General features: G+C 73.4%; 24 protein-coding genes and 1 pseudogene. 18 read left to right on the forward strand and 7 right to left on the reverse strand.

Going from position 1 to position 23,845, the window contains the following annotated elements; genetic code table 11:
• The first annotated feature begins 56 nt into the window (after window positions 1–56).
• From GA0070621_RS11000 to GA0070621_RS11010, 3 genes are read left to right on the forward strand one after another with little or no spacing between them, the layout of a single operon-like run.
• Entirely contained in the window at window positions 57–1,046 is a 990-nt protein-coding gene (locus GA0070621_RS11000) for an ABC transporter permease (RefSeq protein ID WP_091194235.1), read from the forward strand.
• 13 nt (window positions 1,047–1,059) lie between these two features.
• Window positions 1,060–2,124 carry an ABC transporter ATP-binding protein gene (locus GA0070621_RS11005; RefSeq protein ID WP_091194238.1) on the forward strand — a complete coding sequence of 355 codons (1,065 nt, stop codon included), beginning with the start codon at window positions 1,060–1,062 and terminating at the stop codon, window positions 2,122–2,124.
• Window positions 2,121–3,182 (forward strand): ABC transporter ATP-binding protein, encoded by a 1,062-nt coding sequence (locus GA0070621_RS11010; RefSeq protein WP_167666798.1) that lies wholly within the window; start codon window positions 2,121–2,123, stop codon window positions 3,180–3,182. The genes GA0070621_RS11005 and GA0070621_RS11010 overlap by 4 nt, the downstream gene beginning before the upstream one ends.
• Before the next feature lie 18 nt (window positions 3,183–3,200).
• On the opposite strand, the gene GA0070621_RS11015 is transcribed toward GA0070621_RS11010, so the two are convergent.
• Complete coding sequence (locus GA0070621_RS11015) at window positions 3,201–4,004, reverse strand: SDR family oxidoreductase (RefSeq protein WP_091194240.1); 804 nt, start codon at window positions 4,002–4,004, stop codon at window positions 3,201–3,203.
• 74 nt (window positions 4,005–4,078) lie between these two features.
• Here GA0070621_RS11015 and GA0070621_RS11020 point away from each other — a divergent pair, with 74 nt between their 5' ends.
• Entirely contained in the window at window positions 4,079–5,497 is a 1,419-nt protein-coding gene (locus GA0070621_RS11020; protein WP_091194243.1) for an RtcB family protein, read from the forward strand.
• A gap of 16 nt (window positions 5,498–5,513) precedes the next feature.
• Here the strand turns inward: GA0070621_RS11020 and GA0070621_RS11025 are convergent, their stop codons facing one another.
• The 3 genes from GA0070621_RS11025 to GA0070621_RS11035 form a co-directional block, all read right to left on the reverse strand.
• Entirely contained in the window at window positions 5,514–5,945 is a 432-nt protein-coding gene (locus tag GA0070621_RS11025; protein ID WP_091194246.1) for an archease, read from the reverse strand.
• 193 nt (window positions 5,946–6,138) lie between these two features.
• Entirely contained in the window at window positions 6,139–6,849 is a 711-nt protein-coding gene (locus GA0070621_RS11030) for a B3/B4 domain-containing protein (protein WP_091194249.1), read from the reverse strand.
• Between the two features lie 9 nt (window positions 6,850–6,858).
• Window positions 6,859–7,470, reverse strand: coding sequence for a LysE family translocator (locus tag GA0070621_RS11035; protein WP_091194251.1), 612 nt, complete (start codon window positions 7,468–7,470; stop codon window positions 6,859–6,861).
• Between the two features lie 29 nt (window positions 7,471–7,499).
• Here GA0070621_RS11035 and pdxR point away from each other — a divergent pair, with 29 nt between their 5' ends.
• The gene (pdxR, locus tag GA0070621_RS11040; RefSeq protein WP_091194254.1) at window positions 7,500–8,975 is read left to right on the forward strand and encodes a MocR-like pyridoxine biosynthesis transcription factor PdxR; all 1,476 of its coding nucleotides are present in this window, start codon (window positions 7,500–7,502) and stop codon (window positions 8,973–8,975) included.
• Window positions 8,976–9,022: 47 nt separating this feature from the next.
• Here the strand turns inward: pdxR and GA0070621_RS11045 are convergent, their stop codons facing one another.
• Window positions 9,023–10,021 (reverse strand): helix-turn-helix transcriptional regulator, encoded by a 999-nt coding sequence (locus tag GA0070621_RS11045; protein WP_091194257.1) that lies wholly within the window; start codon window positions 10,019–10,021, stop codon window positions 9,023–9,025.
• Between the two features lie 44 nt (window positions 10,022–10,065).
• Here GA0070621_RS11045 and GA0070621_RS11050 point away from each other — a divergent pair, with 44 nt between their 5' ends.
• From GA0070621_RS11050 to GA0070621_RS11070, 5 genes are all read left to right on the forward strand, one after another.
• Window positions 10,066–10,542 carry a hypothetical protein gene (locus tag GA0070621_RS11050; protein WP_091194260.1) on the forward strand — a complete coding sequence of 159 codons (477 nt, stop codon included), beginning with the start codon at window positions 10,066–10,068 and terminating at the stop codon, window positions 10,540–10,542.
• Window positions 10,542–10,997 (forward strand): hypothetical protein, encoded by a 456-nt coding sequence (locus GA0070621_RS11055; RefSeq protein ID WP_091194262.1) that lies wholly within the window; start codon window positions 10,542–10,544, stop codon window positions 10,995–10,997. Before GA0070621_RS11050 ends, GA0070621_RS11055 begins: the two co-directional genes overlap by 1 nt.
• A gap of 94 nt (window positions 10,998–11,091) precedes the next feature.
• On the forward strand, window positions 11,092–12,603 hold the full coding sequence (locus tag GA0070621_RS11060) for a flavin-containing monooxygenase (RefSeq protein ID WP_091194265.1): 1,512 nt from the start codon (window positions 11,092–11,094) through the stop codon (window positions 12,601–12,603).
• A 19-nt stretch (window positions 12,604–12,622) separates the two neighbouring features.
• Window positions 12,623–13,507 carry an SDR family NAD(P)-dependent oxidoreductase gene (locus tag GA0070621_RS11065; RefSeq protein ID WP_091194269.1) on the forward strand — a complete coding sequence of 295 codons (885 nt, stop codon included), beginning with the start codon at window positions 12,623–12,625 and terminating at the stop codon, window positions 13,505–13,507.
• A complete protein-coding gene (locus GA0070621_RS11070; protein ID WP_091194272.1) occupies window positions 13,504–14,358 on the forward strand; it encodes an alpha/beta fold hydrolase in 855 nt (284 codons plus the stop codon). Before GA0070621_RS11065 ends, GA0070621_RS11070 begins: the two co-directional genes overlap by 4 nt.
• Window positions 14,359–14,370: 12 nt before the next feature.
• Here the strand turns inward: GA0070621_RS11070 and GA0070621_RS11075 are convergent, their stop codons facing one another.
• On the reverse strand, window positions 14,371–15,165 hold the full coding sequence (locus GA0070621_RS11075; protein WP_091202263.1) for an inositol monophosphatase family protein: 795 nt from the start codon (window positions 15,163–15,165) through the stop codon (window positions 14,371–14,373).
• Between the two features lie 118 nt (window positions 15,166–15,283).
• Here GA0070621_RS11075 and GA0070621_RS11080 point away from each other — a divergent pair, with 118 nt between their 5' ends.
• From GA0070621_RS11080 to GA0070621_RS11090, 3 genes are all read left to right on the forward strand, one after another.
• Window positions 15,284–16,387: a CapA family protein gene (locus GA0070621_RS11080; RefSeq protein ID WP_091194274.1), complete on the forward strand. Its 1,104-nt coding sequence runs from the start codon at window positions 15,284–15,286 to the stop codon at window positions 16,385–16,387.
• A gap of 72 nt (window positions 16,388–16,459) precedes the next feature.
• Window positions 16,460–17,122, forward strand: a complete 663-nt coding sequence (locus GA0070621_RS11085) for a GntR family transcriptional regulator (RefSeq protein ID WP_091194278.1) — start codon at window positions 16,460–16,462, stop codon at window positions 17,120–17,122.
• Window positions 17,119–18,432 carry an MFS transporter gene (locus tag GA0070621_RS11090; protein ID WP_091194281.1) on the forward strand — a complete coding sequence of 438 codons (1,314 nt, stop codon included), beginning with the start codon at window positions 17,119–17,121 and terminating at the stop codon, window positions 18,430–18,432. The genes GA0070621_RS11085 and GA0070621_RS11090 overlap by 4 nt, the downstream gene beginning before the upstream one ends.
• 48 nt (window positions 18,433–18,480) lie before the next feature.
• On the opposite strand, the gene GA0070621_RS11095 is transcribed toward GA0070621_RS11090, so the two are convergent.
• Window positions 18,481–18,900, reverse strand: coding sequence for a hypothetical protein (locus GA0070621_RS11095; RefSeq protein WP_091202264.1), 420 nt, complete (start codon window positions 18,898–18,900; stop codon window positions 18,481–18,483).
• A gap of 140 nt (window positions 18,901–19,040) precedes the next feature.
• Between GA0070621_RS11095 and GA0070621_RS11100 the strand changes: the two genes are divergently transcribed.
• From GA0070621_RS11100 to GA0070621_RS11120, 5 genes and pseudogenes are all read left to right on the forward strand, one after another.
• Window positions 19,041–20,129 (forward strand): S-(hydroxymethyl)mycothiol dehydrogenase, encoded by a 1,089-nt coding sequence (locus GA0070621_RS11100; RefSeq protein WP_091194284.1) that lies wholly within the window; start codon window positions 19,041–19,043, stop codon window positions 20,127–20,129.
• Window positions 20,126–20,755 (forward strand): MBL fold metallo-hydrolase, encoded by a 630-nt coding sequence (locus GA0070621_RS11105; RefSeq protein WP_091194287.1) that lies wholly within the window; start codon window positions 20,126–20,128, stop codon window positions 20,753–20,755. The genes GA0070621_RS11100 and GA0070621_RS11105 overlap by 4 nt, the downstream gene beginning before the upstream one ends.
• A 391-nt stretch (window positions 20,756–21,146) precedes the next feature.
• Window positions 21,147–21,632 carry a DUF1062 domain-containing protein gene (locus GA0070621_RS11110; protein ID WP_167666799.1) on the forward strand — a complete coding sequence of 162 codons (486 nt, stop codon included), beginning with the start codon at window positions 21,147–21,149 and terminating at the stop codon, window positions 21,630–21,632.
• Between the two features lie 561 nt (window positions 21,633–22,193).
• A pseudogene (gene rho, locus GA0070621_RS11115) lies at window positions 22,194–23,372 on the forward strand (transcription termination factor Rho); the annotation flags it as partial.
• The gene (locus tag GA0070621_RS11120; RefSeq protein ID WP_091194296.1) at window positions 23,369–23,833 is read left to right on the forward strand and encodes a VOC family protein; all 465 of its coding nucleotides are present in this window, start codon (window positions 23,369–23,371) and stop codon (window positions 23,831–23,833) included. The pseudogene rho and the gene GA0070621_RS11120, both read left to right, overlap by 4 nt.
• The last annotated feature ends 12 nt before the right edge of the window (window positions 23,834–23,845 follow it).

The raw sequence follows: 23,845 nt of genomic DNA on the forward strand, positions 1-23,845 counted from the left end.
GGGGGCGGCCCGGACCGGGGCCGCCCCCACCGTCCATCCTCCGGGGAGGTGCTCCCGTGCTCCGTTTCGTCGTCCGGCGGCTGCTCGTCGCCGGGCTCACCCTCGTCGTCATCAGCCTGATCACCTTCGGTCTCTTCTTCGCGGTGCCGAGCAGCCCGGCCAAGGTGATGTGCGGCAAGAACTGCACCGCCGAGGACATCGCCCAGGTCGAGCAGCGGCTCGGCATCGACCAGCCGCTGCCCCGCCAGTACGCCGACTTCGTCAAGGGCGTCCTCGTCGGCCGCACCTACGGGTCCGGGGACTTCCGGCAGGAGTGCCCGGCGCCGTGCCTGGGCTACTCGTTCCGCAACAACCAGCCGGTCACCGAGATCATCGTCCAGCGCCTCCCGGTGACCTTCAGCATCGTCTTCGGCGGCGCGGTGCTCTGGCTGGCGCTGGGCATCTCGCTGGGTATGGTGTCGGCGCTGCGCCGCGGGACGGCCTTCGACCGGGCGGCGATCGGCATCACCCTGGCAGGGGCGTCCATGCAGGTCTACTTCTTCGGGCTGATCCTGCTCTACCTGCTGGTGTACGCCACCGGGCTGCTGCCGTTCCCCAGCTACACGCCGCTGACCGAGAACCCGGCCCGCTGGGCGGTGGGCCTGCTGCTGCCCTGGATGACGCTCGGCTTCCTCAACTCCGCCCTGTACGCCCGGCTGTCGCGGGCACAGATGTTGGAGACCCTGTCGGAGGACTTCGTGCGTACGGCCCGGGCGAAGGGGCTGTCCAGGCGGCAGGTGCATCTGCGCCACGCGCTGCGGGCCGCGATCACCCCCATCGTCACGATCGCCGGGCTGGACATCGGGACCAGCCTCGGCGGCACCTTCATCACCGAGACCATCTTCGGCCTCCAGGGGCTGGGCAAGGCCACCGTCGAGGCGGTGCAGTTCCTCAACCTGCCGGTGGTCATGGCGACCGTGCTGCTGGCGGCGGTGTTCATCGTGGTCGCCAACATCGTGGTCGACGTGCTCTACGCGGTCATCGACCCGCGGGTGCGGCTGAGCTGACGGAGGAATCGACATGGCGGAACTTCCGGCGCCCCGCTCGGGCGAGGGTCCCTATCTGCGGGTGAAGGATCTGCGGGTGCGGTTCGACACCGAGGACGGTGTGGTCCGGGCGGTGGACGGGGTGTCGTTCTCGGTGGCGCGGGGTCGCACGTTGGGGATCGTCGGTGAGTCGGGCTCGGGTAAGAGTGTGACGTCGCTGGCGATTCTGGGTCTGCACAACGCCAAGCGCACGAGCATCACGGGGGAGATCTCCGTCGGGGGCCGTCAGTTGGTCGGGCTTTCGGAGGAGGAGGTGCGGCGGCTGCGGGGTCGGGACATGGCGATGGTCTTTCAGGATCCGTTGTCGGCGTTGCATCCGTACTACACGGTGGGTCGGCAGATCGCTGAGGCGTTTCGGGTGCATCACCCGGGGGCGGGGAGGCGGGAGGCGCGGCGGCGGGCGGTGGACATGTTGGGTCGGGTGGGGATTCCGCAGCCGGGGCGGCGGTTCGATCAGTATCCGCATGAGTTCTCGGGTGGGATGCGGCAGCGGGCGATGATCGCGATGGCGTTGGTGAACGATCCGGATCTGTTGATCGCGGATGAGCCGACGACGGCGTTGGATGTGACGGTGCAGGCGCAGATTCTGGATTTGTTGGCGGATCTGCAGGCGGAGTTCCGGTCGGCGATTGTTTTGATCACGCATGACCTGGGTGTGGTGTCTCAGGTGGCTGATGACGTGTTGGTGATGTATGGGGGGCGGGCGGTCGAGCACGGTGGTGTGGAGCAGGTGTTGCGTCGGCCGCAGCATCCGTACACGTGGGGGTTGTTGTCGAGTGTGCCGTCGTTGCGTGGTGACGCGGGCGCGGATCTGGTGCCGATTCGGGGTAATCCGCCGTCGTTGATCAATTTGCCGTCGGGGTGTGCGTTCCATCCGCGTTGCCGGTACGCCGGCCGCAACGGCGACCGCTCCCGCACCGATGTCCCCGAATTGCGGCAGGTGACCGAGCGCGGCCACCTGGTCGCCTGCCACCTGCCGGAAGCCGCCCGACAACGCATCTACCGCGACGAGATCGCTCAAGTGGGGGTGGCGAGATGAGTACCGTCAACGGCCGCCTGCCGGCGGCCATCGTCGGCGAGCCCGAGCCGCGCGCGGCCGAGCCGCTGCTGCGGGTGCGTGGGCTGACCAGGCACTTCCCGATCAGAAACGGGTTCCGTTCCGGTGGGACGGTGCGGGCCGTGGACGGCCTGGATTTCGAGGTGCGTCCGGGTGAGACGTTGGGCCTGGTCGGGGAGTCCGGGTGCGGCAAGACCACCACCGGACGGATGCTGGTACGCCTGCTCGAACCCACCGCCGGGACGATCGAGTTCGCCGGCCGGGACATCACCCACGCCCGCCGTGGCGAGTTACGGCCGCTGCGGCAGGACCTCCAGATCATCTTCCAGGACCCGTACGCCTCGCTGAACCCCCGCCACACCGTCGGCCGGATCGTCGCCATGCCACTGCAGGTCAACCGGATCAACCCACCCGGCGGCACCAGGAAACGCGTCCAGGAACTCCTCGAACTCGTCGGCCTGAACCCCGAGCACTACAACCGCTACCCCCACGAGTTCTCCGGCGGGCAACGCCAACGCATCGGCATCGCCCGCGCCCTCGCGCTGCGCCCCAAACTCATCGTCGCCGACGAACCCGTCTCCGCCCTGGACGTCTCCATCCAGGCCCAGGTCATCAACCTGCTACGCGACCTGCAACGCGACCTCGACCTGGCCTTCGTGTTCATCGCCCACGACCTCGCCGTCGTCCGCCACTTCTGCCACCGCGTCGCCGTCATGTACCTCGGCAAAATCGTCGAGATCGGCGACCGCGACGACATCTACACCCGACCCCAACACCCGTACACCCGCGCCCTGCTCTCCGCCATCCCCGACGTCACCACCCTCGGCCCGGCCGGACGGATCCGCCTCACCGGCGACGTACCCACCCCACTCAATCCACCCTCGGGCTGCCGCTTCCGCACCCGCTGCTGGAAAGCCCAGGACAACTGCGCCACCGACGAACCCACCCTGATCACCCGCGACGGCGGCAACCAACTCACCGCCTGCCACCACCCCGAGCACGGCACGCTCGAGCCAACCCAAGCCGCCGCCGTGGGTTGAGCCGGTCGGCCCCACCCTCTACCTGAAGCGCCACGAAGAAGGAAGCGTGGAAGCCTGTGGCCCCATCAGCAGCATCCCGCCGTCCACCGGCCACGACGCCCCCGTCACATAGGCCGCGGCGGGGGACGCCAGCAGCGTCACCACCGCGGCCACCTCCCGGGCGTCCCCGGGCCGGCCCACCGGCACGCCGGAGCGCTCCTGCGTGAACGGGTCGACGTCCTCCTGGCCGGTCATCGGGGTGCTGATCTCACCGGGCGCGACCGCGTTGACGGTGATGCCGTCGGCCGCCAACTCCTGCGCCATCACCTTGGTGAGCAGGCCCAGTCCGCCCTTCGCGGCGCAGTACGCCGACGCGCCGACGCGGGGCGCGTGCTCGTGCACGCTGGTGACGTTGATGATTCGGCCGCCCCGGCCGGCCGTACGCATCCGCCGCGCCGCCCGCTGCGAGCAGACGAACGGCCCGTCCAGGTCGACGGCGAGCACGTCCCGCCACTGCCGCCAGGTGACGTCGACGAAGGGCGCCGCGAGGCCGGTTCCGGCGTTGTTGACCAGTACGCCGAGCCCGCCGAGCCGGTCGGCCAGCTTGTCGATCACCGCGGCGGCGTCGGGCAGCCGGGTCAGGTCCATCTCTGCCGCCTCGCAGCGACCGCCGGTGCCGCGGATCTCGGTGGCGGTCCGCTCGGCGCCTGCCCGGTCGCCGTACCAGGTGATGCCGATGGCGAAGCCGGCCTCGGCGAGCGCCACCGCGCAGGCCTTGCCGATGCCGGAATCGGCGCCGGTGACGACAGCGATTCTGGGGTAGTTGTCGTATCGCTGGGGCATGTCGCCGCACTACCCGCCCGCCCCGGCCCTAACCAGCCCGGGTGTAACCGGCCCGGAGCGGGGTAGCCCGGCGCATGGAGCTGGTCGAGGAGTCGCCGTACCGGTTCCGGATCGACCGGCATGACCCGATGCGGGTCCCGGGCGTGGTCTTCGCGTCCCGGTCGCTGTTGCCGGACGCCGGGGCGGACAGGTCGCTGGACCAGGTGGCGAACGTGGCCACCCTGCCCGGCATCGTCGGCGCCTCGTACGCCATGCCGGACGTGCACTGGGGTTACGGCTTCCCGATCGGCGGGGTCGCCGCCACCGACGTCGAGGCGGGCGGGGTGGTCTCGCCCGGCGGGGTGGGTTTCGACATCTCCTGCGGGGTGCGGCTGCTCGCCGCCGGGCTCGACCGCGACGAGCTACGCCCCCGCCTCGACGCGCTGATGGACAGCCTGGGGGAGGCTACGCCGCGCGGCATGGGCAAGGGCGCGGTGTGGCACCTGGCCGACGGGACGGAACTCGACGGCGTGCTGCGCGGCGGTTCCCGGTACGCCGTCGAGCGTGGCTACGGGGTGCAGCGCGACCTGGACCGGTGCGAGGACTACGGCGCGGTCGGCGACGCGAACCCGGCCCAGGTGAGTGAGCGGGCGGTGCAGCGGGGCGCGGGTCAGGTCGGCAGCCTCGGCTCGGGCAACCACTTCCTCGAGGTGCAGGCCGTGGCGGAGGTGTACGACGAGCCGGTGGCCGACGCCTTCGGGCTGCGCGCCGGCCAGGTCTGCGTCATGATCCACTGTGGTTCGCGCGGGCTCGGCCACCAGATCTGCACCGACTACGTGCACGCGATGGAGAAGGCGATGCCCGGGTACGGCATCCACGTGCCGGACCGGCAGCTCGCCTGCGCGCCGGTGTCGTCCCACGAGGGGCGGGCGTACCTCGGGGCGATGGCCGCCGCGGCGAACTACGCCCGGGCCAACCGCCAACTGCTGCACCACGCCGCCCGGCAGGTCTTCGAGCGGGTCACCGGAAGCGACCTGAGCCTGGTGTACGACGTCTCGCACAACCTCGCGAAGATCGAGACCCACGGCGTCGACGGCGACCAGCGGCAGCTCTGCGTACACCGCAAGGGCGCCACCCGGGCGCTGCCGCCGGACCACCCGGACCTGCCGGACGACCTGCGCCCGGTCGGGCAGCCGGTGCTGATCCCCGGGTCGATGGGCACCGACTCGTACGTGCTGGTCGGGACGCCGGGCGCGCCGGCCTTCGCCTCCACCTGCCACGGCGCCGGCCGTACGCAGAGCCGCAAGCAGGCCACGAAGGCGGTGCGGGGGCATGATCCGCAGCGGGAGCTGGAGGCGCGGGGCATCGCGGTGCGGGGCAAGTCCCGGCGTGGGCTGGCCGAGGAGATGCCGACCGCCTACAAGGACATCAACGCCGTCATCGAGGCCACCGAGGGGGCCGGACTGTGCCGGCGGGTGGCCCGGCTCGTCCCGGTCGGGGTGGTGAAGGGCTGACCCCGTACGCCGGTGGTCAGACGTCCAGCGTCACCGCGCAGGACCAGCCGTCCCGGTCGGGGCCGAAGCGCAGCTCGTGCAGGGACACCGCCTTGGGCACCGCGCCGATCAGCTCCACCGCGTCGGCGTCGACCGTCCACCACCGCACCAGCAGCCCGCCGTCGGCCGCGCGTACGTCGCTGGCCAGCGGCAGCACGCCCGCCGTCTCCAGCCGGAAGATCACCTCGTCGAGGACGGCGACAAGCATGTCGGCATCGTCGCCGGGCGGCACGGCGTACCGCGTCTCGCTCGTCGCGTCCGCCGTCGCGCCGGCGGTGTCGACGAAGACGTCCAACATCGCGGCCACCGCCTCGGCGACGCATTCCTCCCGGTCGGGCGCCCACGCCTCGATCCGCACGTCGGCGGTGTGCGGCACGTTCCGGTGGCCCCGTGCCGGTCGTCGCTCCATGCCCTGATCATGCCGCCACCGGTCGATCGCCCAACGGGTTTTGTCGCATCCGAATCACCCCGCCGACCAGCAGAGGCCCGGAGACATCGACTCCGGACGCCCGCACGGGTTCGGCTCGCGGAGCGTGGCCCGCTCAGCGAGCCGGCGGCCCCGGCCCGTGACCGGCGGGACCCGGTGGCGCCGCCGTCGGCGCTCAGCCGGCCGTCGCCCGCGCCACCGCGAAGACCGGCGCATCGGCGGTCAGCACCGCCGTCCGGGCCGGCGCCCGCCACAGGTCCTCCAGGGCCGACGACAGCTCGGCGAGCATCCGGGGCACCGTCTCCGCCGCGCCGTCGTGCAGCGCCTCGATGACCACCAGCACCTCGGTGGTGTCGTCGCGTACCGCGGACCAGCCGCTCTGCCGGTGGGTCCAGCGCCGGGAGTGCGCCCGGCCGGCCGAGTCCGCGAAGACCATCTCGTTCCGCTCGGGGCGTTCGTCGTCGCCGCCGAGGGTCAGGTACGTCTCCTCGCCGGTGGCGGGCCGCACCGCCAGGTCACCGGCGATCCGGTCGACGTCGAGGACGGCCACCGGCACGGCGTACCCGAGGGAGAGGGCGTTGCCCAGGTCGACCAGCGGGTGCAGCCGGGGCAGCGCGCCGTCGCGGCGGAAGCGGCGCAGCAGCGACTCGGCGGCGCACCGGTAGCGGGTCGGCGGCAGGCCCAGCCGCGCGAAGGCCCGCCGCCACGCCTGGATCTCCGGGAAGCCGCCCTCCGGTCCGGCGGTGAGCCGGGCCCGGGCCGTGTCGGCGTGCCGGGCGAGCCGCGGGCCGACGTCGACGGTGGGGGTGACGCCGGTGGCGTGCAGGACGCCGCAGACCAGCTCGGGGAAGTCCGACCAGACCTGCGGGGAGTGCCGGAAGCGCACGGGAGGCTCCTATCGGGCGGTGAGGGCCAGGCCGAGGCCCAGCGCGAGGAAGCTGCCGGCGAAGCCGCGCCGCAGCAGCGCGGTCAGCCGGGGTCGGGCCAGCACCCGGTGCCGGAGCGTGCCGGCCAGCACACCGAGGCCGGCGAAGGCCACCAACGTGATCAGCATGAAGACCACGCCATGCAGCAGCATCCGGCTGGTGGCCGCGGGTGCGTGCGGAGGCACGAACTGCGGCAGGAACGCCACGAAGAACACGGTCACCTTGGGGTTGAGCAGGTTCGCCAGCACTCCGTCGCGGATCACCCGGGAGGCCGGCCGGGGCGGGCGGGCGTCGTCGAACGGCAGCGGGCCCCGGTCGCGCAGCGCGGACCAGGCCATCCACAGCAGATACGCCACACCGAGCCAGGTCACCACCCGGAACGCCGGGGTGCCGGCGCGTAGCACGGCGGCCAGGCCGGTGACCGCGGCCGCCAGATGCGGCACGAGGCTGATCGTGCAACCGGCGGCGGCGAGGAGTCCGGCGCGCCGGCCCGCGCTGAGCGCGGTGGAGAGCGTGTACACCACCCCGGTGCCCGGGGTGGCCACCACGACCAGCGTGGTCAGCAGGAAGGCGATGCTCACGCGGTCCAGCCTCCGGCCATAATGGTCCGGTGGACAGGGCCAAACCGTCGCCGGCCGAGGAGTCCATAACGGCCGGCGCGGATTTCCTGCAACTCGACGTGGGCGAAGCTCCGCCCGGTGGACGCGCCGACTGGCTCGCCGCCCGGCTCCGGGCGGCCATCGCCGACGGCCGGGTGCCGGTGGGCGCCCGCCTGCCGGCCAGCCGGGTCCTCGCCGCCGAACTGGGCGTCTCCCGGGGCGTGGTGACCGAGGCGTACCAGCGGCTCACCGAGGACGGTCACGTGCTGGGGCGCGGCCGGGCCGGCACCGTCGTGGTGGCCACGCCCGCCGTGGTGGTCACCCCCGCACCGCGGCCGCCCGCCCGGACCGAGGTGTTCGCCGGCTCGCCGGGCACCGACGTCTTCGACGCGCTGCGTACCGCCCCGGCGGGGCTCGACCTGACGCCCGGCGTACCCGATCTGGCGGCCTTCCCCCGCGCGGCCTGGCTGCGCGCGGAACGCGCGGTGCTGCACCGCCTCGCGCCCGCCGCCTTCGGGTACGGCGACCCGACCGGCGCGCCCGCGCTGCGGCTGGCGGTCGCCACCTGGCTGGCCCGCAACCGGGGCATCCGGGTCGACCCGGCCGAGGTGGTGATCGTCGCCGGGGTGACCCAGGCGCTCGGCCTGCTCGCCCAGGTGCTGCACGCCGACGGCGTCCACACCGTCGCCGTGGAGGACCCGGGCTCCCTCGGCGTACGCCAGCACCTGCACAACTGGCGACTCGACACCCCGCCCGTCCCGGTGGACGGGCACGGGCTGCGCGTCGACCGGCTGGTGGCCACCGGTGCCCCGGCGGTGATGCTCACCCCCGCGCACCAGTTCCCGACCGGCGTGGTCCTCGACGGCGAGCGGCGTCGCCGGCTGCTGCGTTGGGCGCAGCGTGGTGGCCTGGTCATCGAGGACGACTACGACGCCGAGCACCGTTACGACCGGCCGCCGGTGCCGGCGTTGCGCGGCATGCTGCCCGAGCGGGTCTGCTACGCCGGCAGCGTCTCCAAGCTGCTCGCCCCGGCACTGCGTCTCGGCTGGGTCCTGGTGCCGCCCCGGCACCACGCCGCGCTGGTGGCCGCCAAGCGGATGGCCGACCTCGGGAACGCGGCCCTGCCGCAGCTCGTGCTGGCCGAGCTGATGGACTCCGGCGCGCTGGAACGCCACCTGCGGCTGCTGCGCCGCCGGCACGTACGCCGCCGGGACGCGATGATCCGCGCCATCGGCGAGCACCTGCCCGGTGCGGTCGTGCACGGCGCCGCCGCCGGCCTGCACCTGCTGGTCACCCTGGACGGCGACGTCGACGACGTCACGCTGGCCGCCGCCGCGCTGCACCGGGGTGTCAAGGTGCAGCCGCTGTCCTGGCACGGCCAGTTGCCGCAGCCGCCCGGTCTGGTGCTCGGCTACGCCGCCAACCCGGTCGGCGACATCGAACGCGGCGTCGCCGCCGTCGGTGAGGCCCTCCGCGAGCTGCGCTGACGCCGTCGGGGTGGCGGCGTTGACCAAGAGGTGTGCGAACTTATTGATCAACGGGGCTGGGGCAGGCCAGGGAGGGGCGGGCGGTAGAGGGCGGCGAGGGCGGCGGCGGTGCCGGCGAGACGGTCGCGCAGCGCGGCGGGGGAGAGGACCTCCACCTCGGCGCCGAGCCGCAGCAGCTCGCCGTGGGCGTGGGTGAGCGACTCGATCGGGATGACGGCGTGCACCCACCCGGCCTGGTCCGGTGGACCGGCGGTGGCGTCCAACGCCGCAACCACCGGGTCGCTCGCGATCTCCCGTAGCCGTTCCCGGCCGCGCGGGGAGAGCCGTACGGTCGCCTCGTCCCGGTGCAGCCGGGCCCGGAAGTCCACCACGTGCGCCCGCCACCAGCCGGGCAGGTCGAACTCGGGCCGGTCGAACGGCTCGTCGAGCGGGGTCAGGTCGAGGATCTGGTTGACCCGGTAGGTGACCGGTTCGGCCCGGTCCGGCCGGGCCGCCACCACGTACCACCGGCCGCCCTTGAGCACCAGGCCGTACGGTTCCAGGACCCGGGTCACCTCGCCGGTCCAGCTCCGGTAGCGGACCCGGATCCGGTGCTGCCGCCACACCGCCTCCGCCGTCGGCGCGAGGTACGGCGACGGGTCGCCGTCGGAGTACCAGCCGGGGGTGTCCAGGTGGAACCGCTGTTCCAGCCGGGCGGCCCGGTCGGCGAGCGGCGGCGGCAGCGCGGCCCGCAGCTTGAGCTGGACGGTGGCCACGACCGACTGGTAGCCCAGCTCGGCGGCCGGCCCCGGCAGCCCGGCGAAGAGCAGCCGATCGGCCTCCTCGGCGGTGAGCCCGGTCAGCCGGGTCCGCCAGCCGTCGACGAGCTGGTAGCCGCCGGCGTGGCCGGCCTCGCCGTACAGCGGGATGCCGGCGGCGTGCAGCGACTCGACGTCCCGGTAGATGGTGCGTACCGACACCTCCAGGCGGCGTGCCAGCTCGGTGGCGGTGAGCCGGCCGTGGGCCTGGAGCAGCAGCAGGATCGACAGGAGGCGACTGGCCCGCATTCCACTGACACTAGCTGTCAGGGGAATGTCCCTACCGTGCGGGCATGGCATTCCACGACAAGGAGCTGACCGTGCCGGGGACCGTCGAGGTCGCCGGCTGGCACGTCAAGCGCTACCACATCGACCAGCCGGACCGCCGCCTCGAACCGGAGGTGGTCGAGTCCGCGTACGCCCACCTGCCGAAGCTTTTGCCCGAGCCGGACGGGACGACGCCGCCGGCGAGCTGGGTGGTGCTGCACCGGGGCGCGGACACCGGCGCGTACCTGCTGGCGTACACCTGGTTCTGGGACAACGTGGTGGAGTGCCGGATCGCGATCGCCGGTCAGCCGGCGCTGGACTGCCCGGACGACGACCCCACGCACTTCGTCCCGCTGGACCGGCCCGGGGCGGGCTGCGTCTGGGAACTGGGCGTGCTGGAGCACGAGCGCGCCGCCTGGGTACGCCACCTGCTCGCCCCCGACGAGCCCGACCTGGCCGGCTACCTGGCCGACACCCGCGCCGCCGGGCCGGTGGGCCACTGATGGGCGACTTCGACTTCTTCATCGGCACCTGGGACGTGGCCAACCGGCGGCTGACGAAGCGGCACGTCGGTAGCGACGACTGGGACGAGTTCCCCGGCATCTCGGTGGCGCACTCGTTCTTCGACGGCGCGGGCAGCTTCGACGAGATCCGCTTTCCGACCCGCGGCTTCTCCGGGTCCACGGTGCGGATCCTCGACGCGGAGACCGGGCTCTGGTCGATCTACTGGATGAACAGTCGCCGGGGCGTCCTGGAACTGCCGCCGGTGGTGGGTCGGTTCGTCGACGGTGTCGGCACCTTCTACGCCGACGACACCGACGAGGGGCGGCCGGTCCGCTGCCGGTTCATCTGGTCCGGCATCACCCCGACCTCGTGCCGGTGGGAACAGGCGTTCTCCGTCGACGGTGAGCGCACCTGGGAGACGAACTGGATCATGGATTTCACGCGGGCCGGCTGATCGGTCGCGCCACCGTCGCCGATCGCGCGGCCCGTTCGCCGGCCGCGCGTCGGCGCGGTACTGTCCGGTCACCCCGCCCGAACCGGAGACCGCCATGGCCGACCACGTCGACGTCCTCATCGTGGGTGCCGGGCTCTCCGGCGTCGGCGCCGCCGCCCAGCTACGGACCCGCTGCCCGGGCAAGACCTACGCGGTGTTGGAGGCGCGGGCCGCCGTCGGCGGCACCTGGGACCTGTTCCGCTACCCCGGCATCCGCTCCGACTCGGACATGTTCACCCTCGGCTACGCGTTCAAGCCGTGGACCGACCCGAAGGCGATCGCCGACGGCGACTCCATCCGGGCGTACGTGCGGGAGACCGCCCGCGAGTACGACGTCGAGCGGCACATCCGCTTCCACCACCGGGTGGTCCGCGCCGAGTGGGACAGTGCCACCGCCCGCTGGACGGTCCACGCCCACCGCGCCGACACCGGCGAGGACGTCGTCCTCACCTGCGGGTTCCTGTTCACCTGCGCCGGCTACTACCGCTACGACGAGGGCTACACCCCCGAGTTCCCGGGCGTCGACCGGTACGCCGGCCGGCTGGTGCACCCGCAGCACTGGCCGGCGGACCTCGACTGGACCGGCAAGCGGGTGGTGGTGATCGGCAGCGGCGCCACCGCGGTCACCCTGGTCCCGGCGATGGCCGAGCGGGCCGGCCACGTCACCATGCTCCAGCGCTCACCCACGTACGTCGTCGCGCTGCCCTCGCGCGACCGGCTCGCCGACGCGCTGCGGCGCCGGCTGCCCGCGAAGGCCGCGTACCCGGTGGTGCGTTGGCGGAACGTGCTGCTCGGGGTGGCCAACTTCCAGCTCAGCCGGCGTGCCCCGGGCCTGGTGAAGCGGTTCCTGCGTCGGGCCGCCCGGGGCCGGCTGCCGGTCGGGTACGACATCGACCGGCACTTCTCGCCCCGTTACCACCCCTGGGACCAGCGGCTCTGCGTCGTCCCCGACGGCGACCTCTTCACCGCGGTCAGCGACGGGCGGGCCTCGGTGGTCACCGACACCATCGACACCTTCACCGAGCGGGGCATCCGGCTCGGCTCCGGCGCGGAACTGCCCGCCGACGTCGTCGTCACCGCCACCGGCCTCAACCTGCTCGCCCTCGGCGGCATGTCCCTCGCCGTGGACGGCGCGGAGGTGGACCTGGCCGGCACGGTCGCCTACAAGGGCATGATGCTCTCCGGCGTGCCGAACTTCGCCCTGACCATCGGCTACACCAACGCCTCCTGGACCCTCAAGGCCGACCTGGTCGCCACGTACGTCTGCCGGCTGCTGCGCCACCTCGACGCCACCGGCCAGCAGATCGTCACCCCGCTCGCCCCTGACTCCGGCGAGCTGGCGCCGCTCATCGACCTGAAGTCCGGGTACGTGCTGCGCGCCGTCGACCGGCTCCCGAAGCAGGGGCCGAAGGCGCCCTGGCGGCTGCACCAGAACTACCCCCTGGACGTGCTGCTGATGCGGCACGGCCGGCTCACCGACGAGGGGGTGCGCTTCTCCCGGGCCGGCGCGCCCGCCTCCGCCGGTGCCGATGCCGATGCCGCGCGGCCCACCGCACCCATCGCCTGACCGAGAGGAGCACTTCCGGATGCGTGACTTCGTCTTCCCCGGCGGCACCGCGGTGGTGACCGGCGCGGCCAGCGGCATCGGCGAGGCCCTCGCGTACGGGCTGGCCCGTCGCGGCGCCGACCTGGTCCTGCTGGACCGGGACGCCGAACGCCTCGACGCGGTGGCCGCCGCGATCCGCGTCGCCCACCCCGACCGACGCATCGACACCCACCTGGTCGACCTCGCCGACGCCGACGCCACCGACCGGGCGGCCACCGAGCTGCGCCGACGGCATCCCCGGATCCGGCTGCTGGTCAACAACGCCGGGGTGGCGCTGGGCGGCCGGTTCGACCAGGTGACCCTGGACGAGTTCCTCTGGGTTATCGAGATCAACTTCCGGTCCGTGGTCCGGCTGACCCACGCCCTGCTGCCCGCGCTCAAGGCCGAGCCGGGCGCCCACCTGGTCAACATCTCCAGCCTGTTCGGGCTGATCGCGCCCGCGGGGCAGACCGCGTACTCGGCCAGCAAGTTCGCCGTCCGGGGCTTCACCGAGGCGCTGCGGCACGAACTGGTCGACGACGGCGTCGGGGTCACCTCGGTGCATCCCGGCGGCATCCGGACCCGGATCGCCGCCAGCGCGCGGGTGGGCAGCGGCGTCCCCCGCGAGGAGTTCGAGGCCGGCCGCCAGCAGTTCGAGAAGCTGCTCTCCATCGACCCCGCGAAGGCCGCCGAGGTGATCCTGCGCGGCGTCCGCCGTCGCCGGGGGCGGGTGCTGATCGGCTGGTCGGCCAAGCTGCCCGACCTGCTGGTCCGGCTCGCCCCCGCCTCGTACGGGAGGATCCTGGCGCTGGGGACCCGCGTCCGGATGCCGGCGGGCCGGACCGCTCCGGAGCCCGTCGCGCCCGGTCCGGAGCGGTCGGCGTGACCGTCGCCCCGCCGCCGGCCGACGAGCTGACCGTCGCCGGCCGGCGGGTCCGCTGCCGGATCGCCGGCGACGGCCCGCCGGTGGTGCTGTTGCACGGCATCGGCCGTACCCTCGACGACTTCACCGCCCAGCACGCGCTGCTGTCCCGCGACCACCGGGTGGTCAGCGTCGACCTGCCCGGTCACGGCGGCAGCGCGCCGCTGGACCCGCCGCACACCCTCCCGGCCCTGGCCGCAGCCGTCGCGCAGACCCTGGACGCCGCCGGGATCACCGGCCCGGCGCACCTGGTCGGCAACTCCCTCGGCGGCGCGGTGGCGATGCGGCTCGCCGCCGACGACCCGACCCGCGCGGCGAGCCTGGTGCTGGTCAACAGCGCCGGCTTCGGCCGGGAGGTCACCGTCGCGCTGCGGCTGCTCGCGCTGCGCCCGCTGGGCCGGCTGCTGCTGCGCCCACACCCGGCGATCGCCCGCCGCACCGAGCGGGCCATCTTCCACGACCCGGCGTACGTCACCGAGGAGCGCGTCGCCGCCGCTCTCGCCGTGGCCCGGCAGCCGCACGCCGCCCGGGTGATGCTGGAACTGGTCGGCAGCCTGGGCACCTGGCGGGGGGTACGGCCGCAGTGGCGGCAGGAGTTGCTCACCGCGGTGGCCGCACTGGACCTGCCCACGCTGGTCGTCTGGGGCGACCGGGACCTGATCCTGCCGGCCGGTCACCTGGCCAACGCCCGCGCCCGGCTGCCGAAGGCCCGCAGTCACCTGTTCCAGGACACCGGGCACATGCCGCAGATCGAGCGGGCCGCGGCGTTCCACGCGCTGGTCACGCAGTTCTGGTCGCGCCACGCGCCCGGATAGCGGGGCCCGACCTCATCCCGCGAACTGTTCCTTGACGAGGGCCAGCAGGGCGCGGTGCGTGTCGTGGTCCGCGGCCACCAGCAGTCCGCCCGCGCCGGTGTGCAGCGGCTGACCGTGAATGCCGGTCACCACGCACCCGGCGGCCCGGCACAGGGCGATCCCGGCGGCGAAGTGCACGCTGTCCCGCAGGTGACCGTCGGTCACGTACGCCGCGCGCCGGCCGGCGGCGACCCAGGCCAGCGCCAGGGTCGTGGAGACCACCCGTGGCCGGAACCGCGCCACGAACTCCGGGTGCCCGAGCAACCGTACGGCCCGGAACGCGGGATCGTTCGGAAACGGCGGGTCGAGGTTGACGTCCACCAGCCCTGACTCGGCGGACGGGGTGAGCGGTTCGTCCACTCCGTCGCGGCGGACCCGGGCCGGGCCGCCGTCGGTCCGGAACACCTCCCCGGCGAACGGATCGGCCACGGCGGCCACCGTCGTGTCGGTGCCGGTGCGCAGGGCCACGTTCACCGCGACCAGCGGCATCCGTGCCGCGTAGTTCAGGGTGCCGCACAGCGGATCGACCAGCCAGGTGCGTTCGGCTGCGGGCCCGGTGTGTCCGCTCTCCTCCCCGAGCACCGCGTCGTCCGGCCGGGCGGCCCGGATGACGTCGAGGATCGCCTGTTCCGCCTCGATGTCGGCGGCGGTGGCGAAGTCGCCTCCGGACTTGGGCACGCGCGCCAGCGTCGCCCCGTACCGGGAACGCACGACGGCGGCGCCGGCCTCCGCCGCCGCCACCGCCACGTCGGAATCCATGATCAGCATTCGGGCAGGATAGAACTGCCGGGCTCCGACGGGTGCCCGCCGCGGGTCGCCCTCGCCGTCCGCCCGGCTTCGCCCGTCCACGAGGTGCGCGAACGGTGGAGGCGGGAACACGACGGGCATGGCCGAGGTGACCCTCTTCCTCGCCGGCGACGTGATGACCGGCCGGGGCGTGGACCAGATCCTGCCCCACCCGGGGCCGCCCGCGCTGCGGGAGCAGGCGGTCACCGACGCCCGCCGCTACGTCGAGCTGGCCGAGTCCGTCAACGGTCCGGTGCCGCGAGCGGTTCCGCCCGAATGGCCGTGGGGTTCGGCGCTGCGCCTGCTGGACGCCCTGCGCCCGGACGTCCGGATCGTCAACCTGGAGACGTCGGTGACCGGCCGGGGCGAGTACGCCCCCGGCAAGGGCATCCACTACCGGATGAACCCGGCCAACCTGGCCTGCCTCACCGCCGCCCGGCTCGACGTCTGCGCGCTGGCCAACAACCATGTTCTCGACTTCGGCCCGACCGGGCTGGCCGACACCCTCGACGCCCTGCGCGGGGCGGGCCTGTCGACCGCCGGCGCGGGCCGCGACGCCGACGAGGCGTGGCGGCCCGCCGTGCTGCCGCTGCCCGGTGGGCGTCGGCTGCTCCTCTGGTCGGTGGGCGCCCCGTCGAGCGGGGTGTACCCGCAGTGGGCCGCGGCCGAGGGGCGGCCCGGGGTGGCGTACCTGGACGTCTCGGCAGGGTCGGCCGAGGCGCTCGCCGACCGCGTCGCTCGGTCGGCCGGGCCACGGGACCTGGTGGTGGTGTCGGTGCACTGGGGCTCGAACTGGGGGTACGAGGTGCCGGACGAACACGTCCGCTTCGCGCACACGCTGATCGACGCCGGAGTGCATCTGGTGCACGGCCACTCGTCGCATCACCCGCGTCCGGTCGAGCGGTATCGGGGGCGGCTCGTCCTGTACGGCTGCGGTGACCTGATCGACGACTACGAGGGCATCGGCGGGCAGGAGTCGTACCGGCCGGAGCTGCGGTTGCTGCACCTGCCCACGCTCGACGCGGACACCGGTGAGCTGCGCGGGCTGCGCCTGGCGCCGGTGCGGACGCGGCGGATGCGGCTGGAACCGGCCGCGCCGGAGGAGGCCCAGTGGCTGGCGGAGCTGCTCGACGGCCTCGGCACGCCGTACCGGACCCGGTTCGCGCTCGGCGACGACGGCCTGATCGCCCTGCGAACCGGCTGACCCGGAGTGGCCCGGACCACGATCCGGACAGCGCCGGACCGCCCCGGACCAGGTGGTACGCATCATAGATACATGACGCGTCCCACCCCCTCGGCGAGCGCCGCCGCTCCGTCGTGCGCCGAGCGGGCGTACCGGCACCTCAAACGGGCCATCCTGGAGCAGGTCTACCCGGGCGGCCTGCTGATCAGCGAGGGGGAGATCGCCGAGGCGGCCGGAGTCTCCCGTACCCCCGTGCGGGAGGCCCTGCTGCGCCTGGAGGCCGAGGGTCTGGTCGCGCTCTACCCGAAGCGCGGCGCCCTGATCCGGCCCGTCTCGGCCCGGGAGATCGCCGACGTGATCGAGGCCCGGCGCCTGGTCGAGCTGCACTCCGCCGAGCGGGTCTGGCCCCGCCGGGCCGCGCTCCGGCCCGACCTGGCGCGCTGGCTCGACGAGATGCGCCGGGCGCACGTCGCCGGTGACGTCACCGCCCTGATGGCCGCCGACCGGGCCTTCCACGCCACCGTGGTCGAGGCGGCCGGCAACGAGATCCTCGCCGAGTTGTACCACCGGCTGCGTGACCGGCAACTGCGGATGGGCGAGGCCAGCTTCCGGCTCTCGCCCGGCTGGGCCGAGGTGGCCCTCACCGAGCACGCCGGCCAGCTCGCCGCGCTCGACGGGGACGACCCGCAACCCTGGCTCGACGCGGTCGGCGCGCACATCGACAACGCCGCGACCGTGCTGCGGACGCTGCGGTGACCGCCGCCGGTCCGTCCGCCGCCCGTTCAGCCCGCCGCCCCGCCGCCCTGGTGTACGCGGTCGCGCTCACCGCGTACCTCGTCGCGGTCTTCCAGCGCAGCACCCTCGGCGTCACCGGAGTGGACGCGGCGGACCGCTTCCACATCAACGCCTCCGCGCTGGCCACCTTCTCCGTCGCCCAACTCGCCGTGTACGCGGCCATGCAGGTGCCGGTCGGGGTGCTGCTCGACCGGTTCGGCTCCCGCCGGCTGCTGGTGGCCGGCGGCGCGCTGATGGTCGCCGGTCAGCTCTGCTTCGCCGTCGCCACCGACGTCCGCCTCGCGATCGTCGCCCGCGTACTGGTCGGCCTCGGCGACGCGATGACCTTCATCAGCGTGCTGCGCATCGTGGCGTTCTGGTTCCCCGGGCGACGCAACCCGCTGCTGGTGCAGCTCACCGGCACCGTCGGGCAGCTCGGCGCGGTGCTCGGCGCGATCCCGCTGGTGGCGCTGCTGCACCACGCCGGCTGGACGCCCGCGTTCCTCACCGCGGCGGCGCTCGGCACCACCGTGCTGCTGATCGTCCTCGTCGCCGTCCGCGACACCCCGCACACCGGGCACAACGCGGCCGTCGCCCCCGACCTGCGCGGCGTACGCCGACAGCTCGCCGAGGCCTGGGCCCAGCCGGGCACCCGCCTCGGCCTGTGGACCCACTTCGTCACCCAGTTCTCCGGCTCCGTCTTCGCGCTGCTCTGGGGCTACCCGTTCCTGGTGCAGGGACAGGGGCTCTCGCCCACCGCGGCGGCCGCCCTGCTCACCCTGATGACCATGGTGACCCTGGTCTGCGGCCCGGTGATCGCCCACCTGTGCGCCCGGCACTCGTACCACCGCTCGGTGCTGGTCTTCGCGATCACCGCCGCCACGGCCGCGATCTGGGCCGTCGTGCTGGCCTGGCCGGGACGCGCGCCGTACGGACTGCTGGTGGCCCTCGTCGTCGTCCTCGCGGTCAACGGGCCCGGCTCGGTGATCGGCTTCGACTACGCGCGCACCGCCAACCCGGTGCACCGGATCGGCAGCGCCACCGGCATCGTCAACGTCGGCGGGTTCGTCGCCTCGATCCTGCTGGTGCTGGCCGTCGGCGTGGTCCTCGACCTGGCCACCCCGGCCGGGCGGGGCACCCCGCCGCTGGACGCGTTCCGCTGGGCGTTCGCGGTGCAGTACCTGCTCTGGGCACTCGGCGCGGTCCAGGTGCTCCGCTACCGCAACGCCGCCCGTCGCCGGCACGCGGCCGAGCGGGCCGCCGTCGCGGTCCCCGCACCGGTCGGCACCTGACCGCCGTACGTCCGACGCCGCGCGTCGCGGTCCGGTCGTCGTTCGGTGTCAGTGGCGCCGCCGGCCGTGGGTCAGCGAGTCCAGCATCAGGGTGAGCCCGGCGCCGACCAGCCACACGTCCTTGGCGATGCCGGTGCCGGCCTGGGTGGGTCGCAGGCTGTTCGCCTCCCGCAGCCCGGGTGTCTTGAGGTAGAGCTGCACCAGCCCGGCGCCGAAGGCGGTCAACGCCGCACCGGCCAGCAGCGACGGCACGAACGGCACGAGCAGCGCGGCGCCGAGCGCGGTCTCGCCCCGGGACAGCAGCTTCGCGAACCGGTTCGGCTCGATCTGCCCGAGCTGGGGGAGCGCGCCGACGGCCATGCCGTGCACCGCCTGCGCCGCCTCGCCCTCCAGGCCACGCTTGCTGAGCCCGGAATTCAGGATGAACGCGCCGATGGTGAGCCGGAGCGGCGTGTGCGTCAGCCTCATGATCACTCCCGTCGGATCCGGAGAACGGCTCCCGCGTACCCCGGGACGCGCGAGATAACCCGCCGCGCACGGGTGGGCCACCCGTGGTGATCGGCGGTAGGTTCACGGGGTACGGATTCCGACGCAGGCGGGAGGGGACCGTGAGCCAGCGAGTCCGGGGAGTCGTGTCGCGGCGCAAGGGCGCGCCGGTGGAGGTCACCACGATCGTGGTGCCGGACCCGGGGCCGGGCGAGGCGGTGGTCCGGGTCCAGTCCTGCGGGGTGTGCCACACCGACCTGCACTACCGCGAGGGTGGCATCACCGACGACTACCCGTTCCTGCTCGGCCACGAGGCCGCCGGCGTCGTCGAACGAGTCGGCGAGGGCGTCACCGACGTGGCCCCCGGCGACTTCGTGGTGCTCAACTGGCGGGCGGTCTGCGGGCAGTGCCGGGCCTGCCGCCGGGGTCGCCCGTGGTACTGCTTCAACACCCACAACGCGGCCCAGAAGATGACGCTCACCGACGGCACGGCACTCGCGCCGGCCCTCGGCATCGGCGCGTTCGCCGAGAAGACCCTGGTCCACGCCGGCCAGTGCACCAAGGTGGACCCGGCCGCCCGGCCGGCCGCCGTCGGTCTGCTCGGCTGCGGGGTGATGGCGGGCCTCGGCGCGGCGATGAACACCGGCCAGGTGACCCGGGGCGACTCGGTCGCGGTGATCGGCTGTGGCGGCGTCGGCGACGCCGCGGTGGCCGGCGCGGCCCTGGCCGGGGCGACGACGATCATCGCGGTCGACACCGACTCCCGCAAGCTCGACTGGGCGCGCCGGTTCGGCGCCACGCACACCGTCAACGGCTCCGAGGACGACCCGGTCGAGGCGATCCGCGCCGCGACCGGCGGCTTCGGCGCCGACGTGGTGATCGACGCGGTGGGCCGCCCGGAGACCTGGAAGCAGGCCTTCTACGCCCGGGACCTGGCCGGCACGGTGGTGCTGGTGGGCGTACCCACCCCGGAGATGCGGATCGAGCTGCCGTTGCTGGACGTCTTCGGTCGCGGCGGTGCGCTCAAGTCCAGCTGGTACGGCGACTGCCTGCCCAGCCGCGACTTCCCGATGCTCACCGAGCTGTACCGGCAGGGCCGTCTCGACCTGGACGCGTTCGTCACCGAGGAGATCACCCTCGACCAGGTCGAGGAGGCGTTCACCCGGATGCACCACGGCGACGTGCTCCGCTCGGTGGTGGTCTTCGCGTGACCGCCCGCGTCGACCACACCGTCACCTCCGGCACGTTCTCCCTCGACGGGCAGACCTTCGACGTCGACAACAACGTCTGGGTGATCGGCGACGACACCGAGTGCGTCGTCGTCGACGCGCCGCACGACGTGGCCGCCATCCGCAAGGTCGTCGGCGACCGCCAGGTGGTCGCCATCCTGGCCACCCACGCCCACGACGACCACGTACGGGTCGCGCCCGAGCTGGCCCGGACCACCGGCGCGCCGGTGCTGCTGCACCCCGCCGACCGGGTGCTCTGGGACCTGGTCCACCCCGACACCCCACCCGACGGCGAACTGGCCGACGGTCAGACCGTCCAGGTCGGCGGCGCCACCCTGCGCGTGCTGCACACCCCCGGCCACAGCCCCGGGGCGTGCAGCCTGCACGTCCCCGACCTCGGCGTCGTCTTCACCGGCGACACCCTGTTCGCCGGCGGGCCGGGCGCCACCGGCCGCTCCCACAGCGACTTCGGCACCATCATCGAGTCCATCCGCACCCGGCTGCTCACCCTGCCGCCGGAGACCGTCGTCCACACCGGACACGGCGACGACACCACCATCGGCGCGGAGGCGCCGCACCTCGACGAGTGGATCGCCCGGGGACACTGACGCCCGCGTCCGGCCGGGCCTCGACACCATCGCCCTTCGCCAGGGGTCGTCCCGCCAGCACTGACGAGGTCTCGGTCGGGAAACCGGTTGAGTCCTCCTTCCGCGTTCCCGTAGGTTGCCTGGGCCCGTCGCAGTGAGGACAGAGGACAAAACCGCGTGACCCCGCCTGCTCTCTAGACCTGACACCTTCTTCCGCTCGCCTGTAGCCGACGCTCCCGTCGGTTCTGCCGGGCTGCCCTCGTGCGCCCGGTCATACAGCGTTTGAGGTCGCGCGTAATCGGCCTCGTGTCGGGTCTAGAGATCAGGTCTAGAGATCATGTCTTCACAACCTCATACCGTGCTGCCCTGGGTCGTTCGTCGGACCAGGCTGCCTCTGCTGTCGTTGCGGTGCGTGGACTGCCGGTCGGAGTCGGCCACCACCGGCGAGGGCAGGTTCCGCGTCAACGCCAACGGCAAGCTGCTGGACGTGTGGCTGCTGGTCCGCTGCGTATCCTGCGATCGGACGAGCAAGCTCACCGTGCACGAGCGGGCGCCGGTCAGATCATTCGATCCGGCCGAGCTCGACGGCTATCACGCCAACGATCCGGAGCTGGTGGCGTCCCGGCTGTTGGATCCGCTGCTCGCCCGGCGCAACCGCTTCGCCCTGGACTGGAAGGGGGCCTGGCGGCTGGACACCCCGTCGACAGGGCTCGACGAGGCGTGGCCGGTCAAGGCGGAGGTCGTCTTCGAGGATCCGGTGCCGGTGCGCCCGGAGCGGCTCATCGCGCAGGGGCTCGGCCTGAGCAGGAACGAGGTACTGCGCCGGAGCAAGTGCGACATTCCGCTGCGCCGTCCGACGAGCGCCGGTTTCACCTTTACCGTGCTGGCCGGCGACTAGCGGGGAGGTAGCCGGGCGGGCCAACCCGGCCCGCCCGGCTGCACTCGCCGAGACCATGCCAATACCGGACCCGCAGGCCATACCCGTCGCAGGGGGCGGAAAGTCCTTGCCACCGGCGAGAACACTCAGATGACGCCTGGTGGCCGGGCCGGGACCGGGTGCCGCGCGGCTGCACCACGACGACGTACCGGCCGGCGGACTCGGTGACGACCCGCTTGCCCGTCCGGCGTTGTCGGGTTAACCTGCCGATGGGCCCGGATGCCGGCGCACAGCGCCACCCGGAGTCTTGTTTCCCTCCCGACCGTTCTACGCGTCGCCCGCGACCGGTCACCGTCGACAGTCACGCGGATCCGCCGCCCGGCGCTCGCACCGGCCGACGTGCCGACCGGCGCCGAACCCGTGGCGGCCGGTCCGGCCGCCTCCGTCAACACCGGCTGCGCGTCGGCCCCGGCCCGGTCGGATGTCGCGGCGCCGGGCGGGCCCGGCGTACGCCACCCACCCGACCCGTCCGCGCGTCGGGAGCCATTCCCTTGTCGCCCACCGGCGACTCCCGCTACCGAAAGGCAACCGATGGACAACAGCGACACCCCCACGCCGGTCACCGGCATCGTCGACACCGTCGACGACCACGCCCTGATCCGCGTCGACGGATACCTGCCCGCCGCCGCGGACGCGTACGTCACCCCCGCCCAGGTACGCCGGTACGGCCTGCGCCGCGGCGACCTCGTCACCGGCGCGGTCGCCACCGGCGGGGACGGCCGCGAGGTACGCGGCGGCCCACCCCGCCGAGGCCGGCACGCCCCGCTGGTCCGGCTGGACACCATCAACGGGATGGAGCCGGAGGAGGCGCGGCGTCGGCCGGAGTTCTACAAGCTCACCCCGCTGTACCCGCAGGAGCGGCTGCGGCTGGAGACCGAGCCGCACATCCTGACCACCCGGGTCATCGATCTGGTGATGCCGATCGGCAAGGGTCAGCGGGCGTTGATCGTCTCGCCGCCGAAGGCGGGTAAGACGATGGTGTTGCAGGCGATCGCGAACGCGATCACCCGTAACAATCCGGAGTGTCACCTGATGGTGGTGCTGGTCGACGAGCGGCCGGAAGAGGTCACCGACATGCAGCGGTCGGTGAAGGGCGAGGTCATCGCGGCCACGTTCGACCGTCCGCCGCAGGACCACACCACGGTGGCGGAGTTGGCGATCGAGCGGGCGAAGCGTCTGGTCGAGCTGGGGCATGACGTGGTCGTGCTGCTCGACTCGCTGACCCGGCTGGGCCGCGCCTACAACATCTCCGTCCGGTCGGCCGGCCGTACGCTCTCCGGCGGGGTGGACGTCGCCGCGCTCAACCCGCCGAAGCGGCTGCTCGCCGCGGCCCGCGCCGCCGAGGAGGGCGGCTCGCTGACCATCCTCGCCTCGGCGCTGGTCGAGACCGGTTCGGCCGCCGACACGCTCATCCACGAGGAGTTCAAGAGCACCGGCAACGCCGAGCTGCGGCTGGACCGCGCGCTGGCCGACCGGCGCACCTACCCGGCCGTCGACGTCCGTGCCTCCGGCACCCGCCGGGAGGAACTCCTCCTCACCGACGTGGAGCGACACCGCCTGCGGGCCCTGCGATCCGCGCTGTCCCAGCTGGACCGCCAGTCGGCCCTGGACCGGCTGCTGCACCAACTCACCGCGACGGCGGGCAACGCCCAGTTCCTCGCCCGGCTCGGCGCGGCCGACAACTACGATCGACTGCCATGACCACGCCGGGGAACAACCAGCCGCCGACCGTACGCCAGCTCCGCCTCGTCGTCGAGGCCGACGACTACGACGCGGCGGTCGCCTTCTTCCGCGACGCCCTGGGCCTGCCCGAGCAGGCGGCGTACTCGGGCGGCGACGGTGCGCGGGTGGTGATCCTGGAGGCCGGTCGGGCCACCCTGGAGCTGGCGAATCCCGCGCAGAAGCGGATGATCGACGAGGTGGAGGTCGGCCGGCAGGTCGCGCCGTGCCTGCGGGTGGCGTTCGAAGTGGACGACAGCCGCGCGGTGACCGAGCGCCTGGTCGCGGCGGGCGCCACCGAGGTCGCCCCGCCGACCGTCACGCCGTGGCAGTCCCTCAACGCCCGTCTCGACGCCCCGGCGGGGCTGCACCTCACGGTGTTCCAGGAGCTGCGTACCCCCGAGGAACGTGCCGCCACGGACGGCTTCGGCACCGACGCCTGAGCACCGGAAACC

The sequence above is a fragment of the Micromonospora narathiwatensis genome (assembly GCF_900089605.1).
GTDB lineage: Bacteria > Actinomycetota > Actinomycetes > Mycobacteriales > Micromonosporaceae > Micromonospora > Micromonospora narathiwatensis.

What these genes read in the sequence shown, in the direction of transcription:
- GA0070621_RS11005 (WP_091194238.1), top strand. Translation starts at nt 1,060, where the DNA reads ATGGCGGAACTTCCGGCGCCCCGCTCGGGCGAGGGTCCCTATCTGCGG.
- GA0070621_RS11025 (WP_091194246.1), bottom strand. Translation starts at nt 5,945, where the DNA reads ATGGAGCGACGACCGGCACGGGGCCACCGGAACGTGCCGCACACCGCC.
- GA0070621_RS11020 (WP_091194243.1), top strand. Translation starts at nt 4,079, where the DNA reads ATGGAGCTGGTCGAGGAGTCGCCGTACCGGTTCCGGATCGACCGGCAT.
- GA0070621_RS11085 (WP_091194278.1), top strand. Translation starts at nt 16,460, where the DNA reads ATGACGCGTCCCACCCCCTCGGCGAGCGCCGCCGCTCCGTCGTGCGCC.
- GA0070621_RS11075 (WP_091202263.1), bottom strand. Translation starts at nt 15,165, where the DNA reads ATGCTGATCATGGATTCCGACGTGGCGGTGGCGGCGGCGGAGGCCGGC.
- GA0070621_RS11120 (WP_091194296.1), top strand. Translation starts at nt 23,369, where the DNA reads ATGACCACGCCGGGGAACAACCAGCCGCCGACCGTACGCCAGCTCCGC.
- GA0070621_RS11080 (WP_091194274.1), top strand. Translation starts at nt 15,284, where the DNA reads ATGGCCGAGGTGACCCTCTTCCTCGCCGGCGACGTGATGACCGGCCGG.
- GA0070621_RS11045 (WP_091194257.1), bottom strand. Translation starts at nt 10,021, where the DNA reads ATGCGGGCCAGTCGCCTCCTGTCGATCCTGCTGCTGCTCCAGGCCCAC.
- GA0070621_RS11065 (WP_091194269.1), top strand. Translation starts at nt 12,623, where the DNA reads ATGCGTGACTTCGTCTTCCCCGGCGGCACCGCGGTGGTGACCGGCGCG.
- GA0070621_RS11060 (WP_091194265.1), top strand. Translation starts at nt 11,092, where the DNA reads ATGGCCGACCACGTCGACGTCCTCATCGTGGGTGCCGGGCTCTCCGGC.
- GA0070621_RS11095 (WP_091202264.1), bottom strand. Translation starts at nt 18,900, where the DNA reads ATGAGGCTGACGCACACGCCGCTCCGGCTCACCATCGGCGCGTTCATC.
- GA0070621_RS11055 (WP_091194262.1), top strand. Translation starts at nt 10,542, where the DNA reads ATGGGCGACTTCGACTTCTTCATCGGCACCTGGGACGTGGCCAACCGG.
- GA0070621_RS11010 (WP_167666798.1), top strand. Translation starts at nt 2,121, where the DNA reads ATGAGTACCGTCAACGGCCGCCTGCCGGCGGCCATCGTCGGCGAGCCC.
- GA0070621_RS11050 (WP_091194260.1), top strand. Translation starts at nt 10,066, where the DNA reads ATGGCATTCCACGACAAGGAGCTGACCGTGCCGGGGACCGTCGAGGTC.
- GA0070621_RS11015 (WP_091194240.1), bottom strand. Translation starts at nt 4,004, where the DNA reads ATGCCCCAGCGATACGACAACTACCCCAGAATCGCTGTCGTCACCGGC.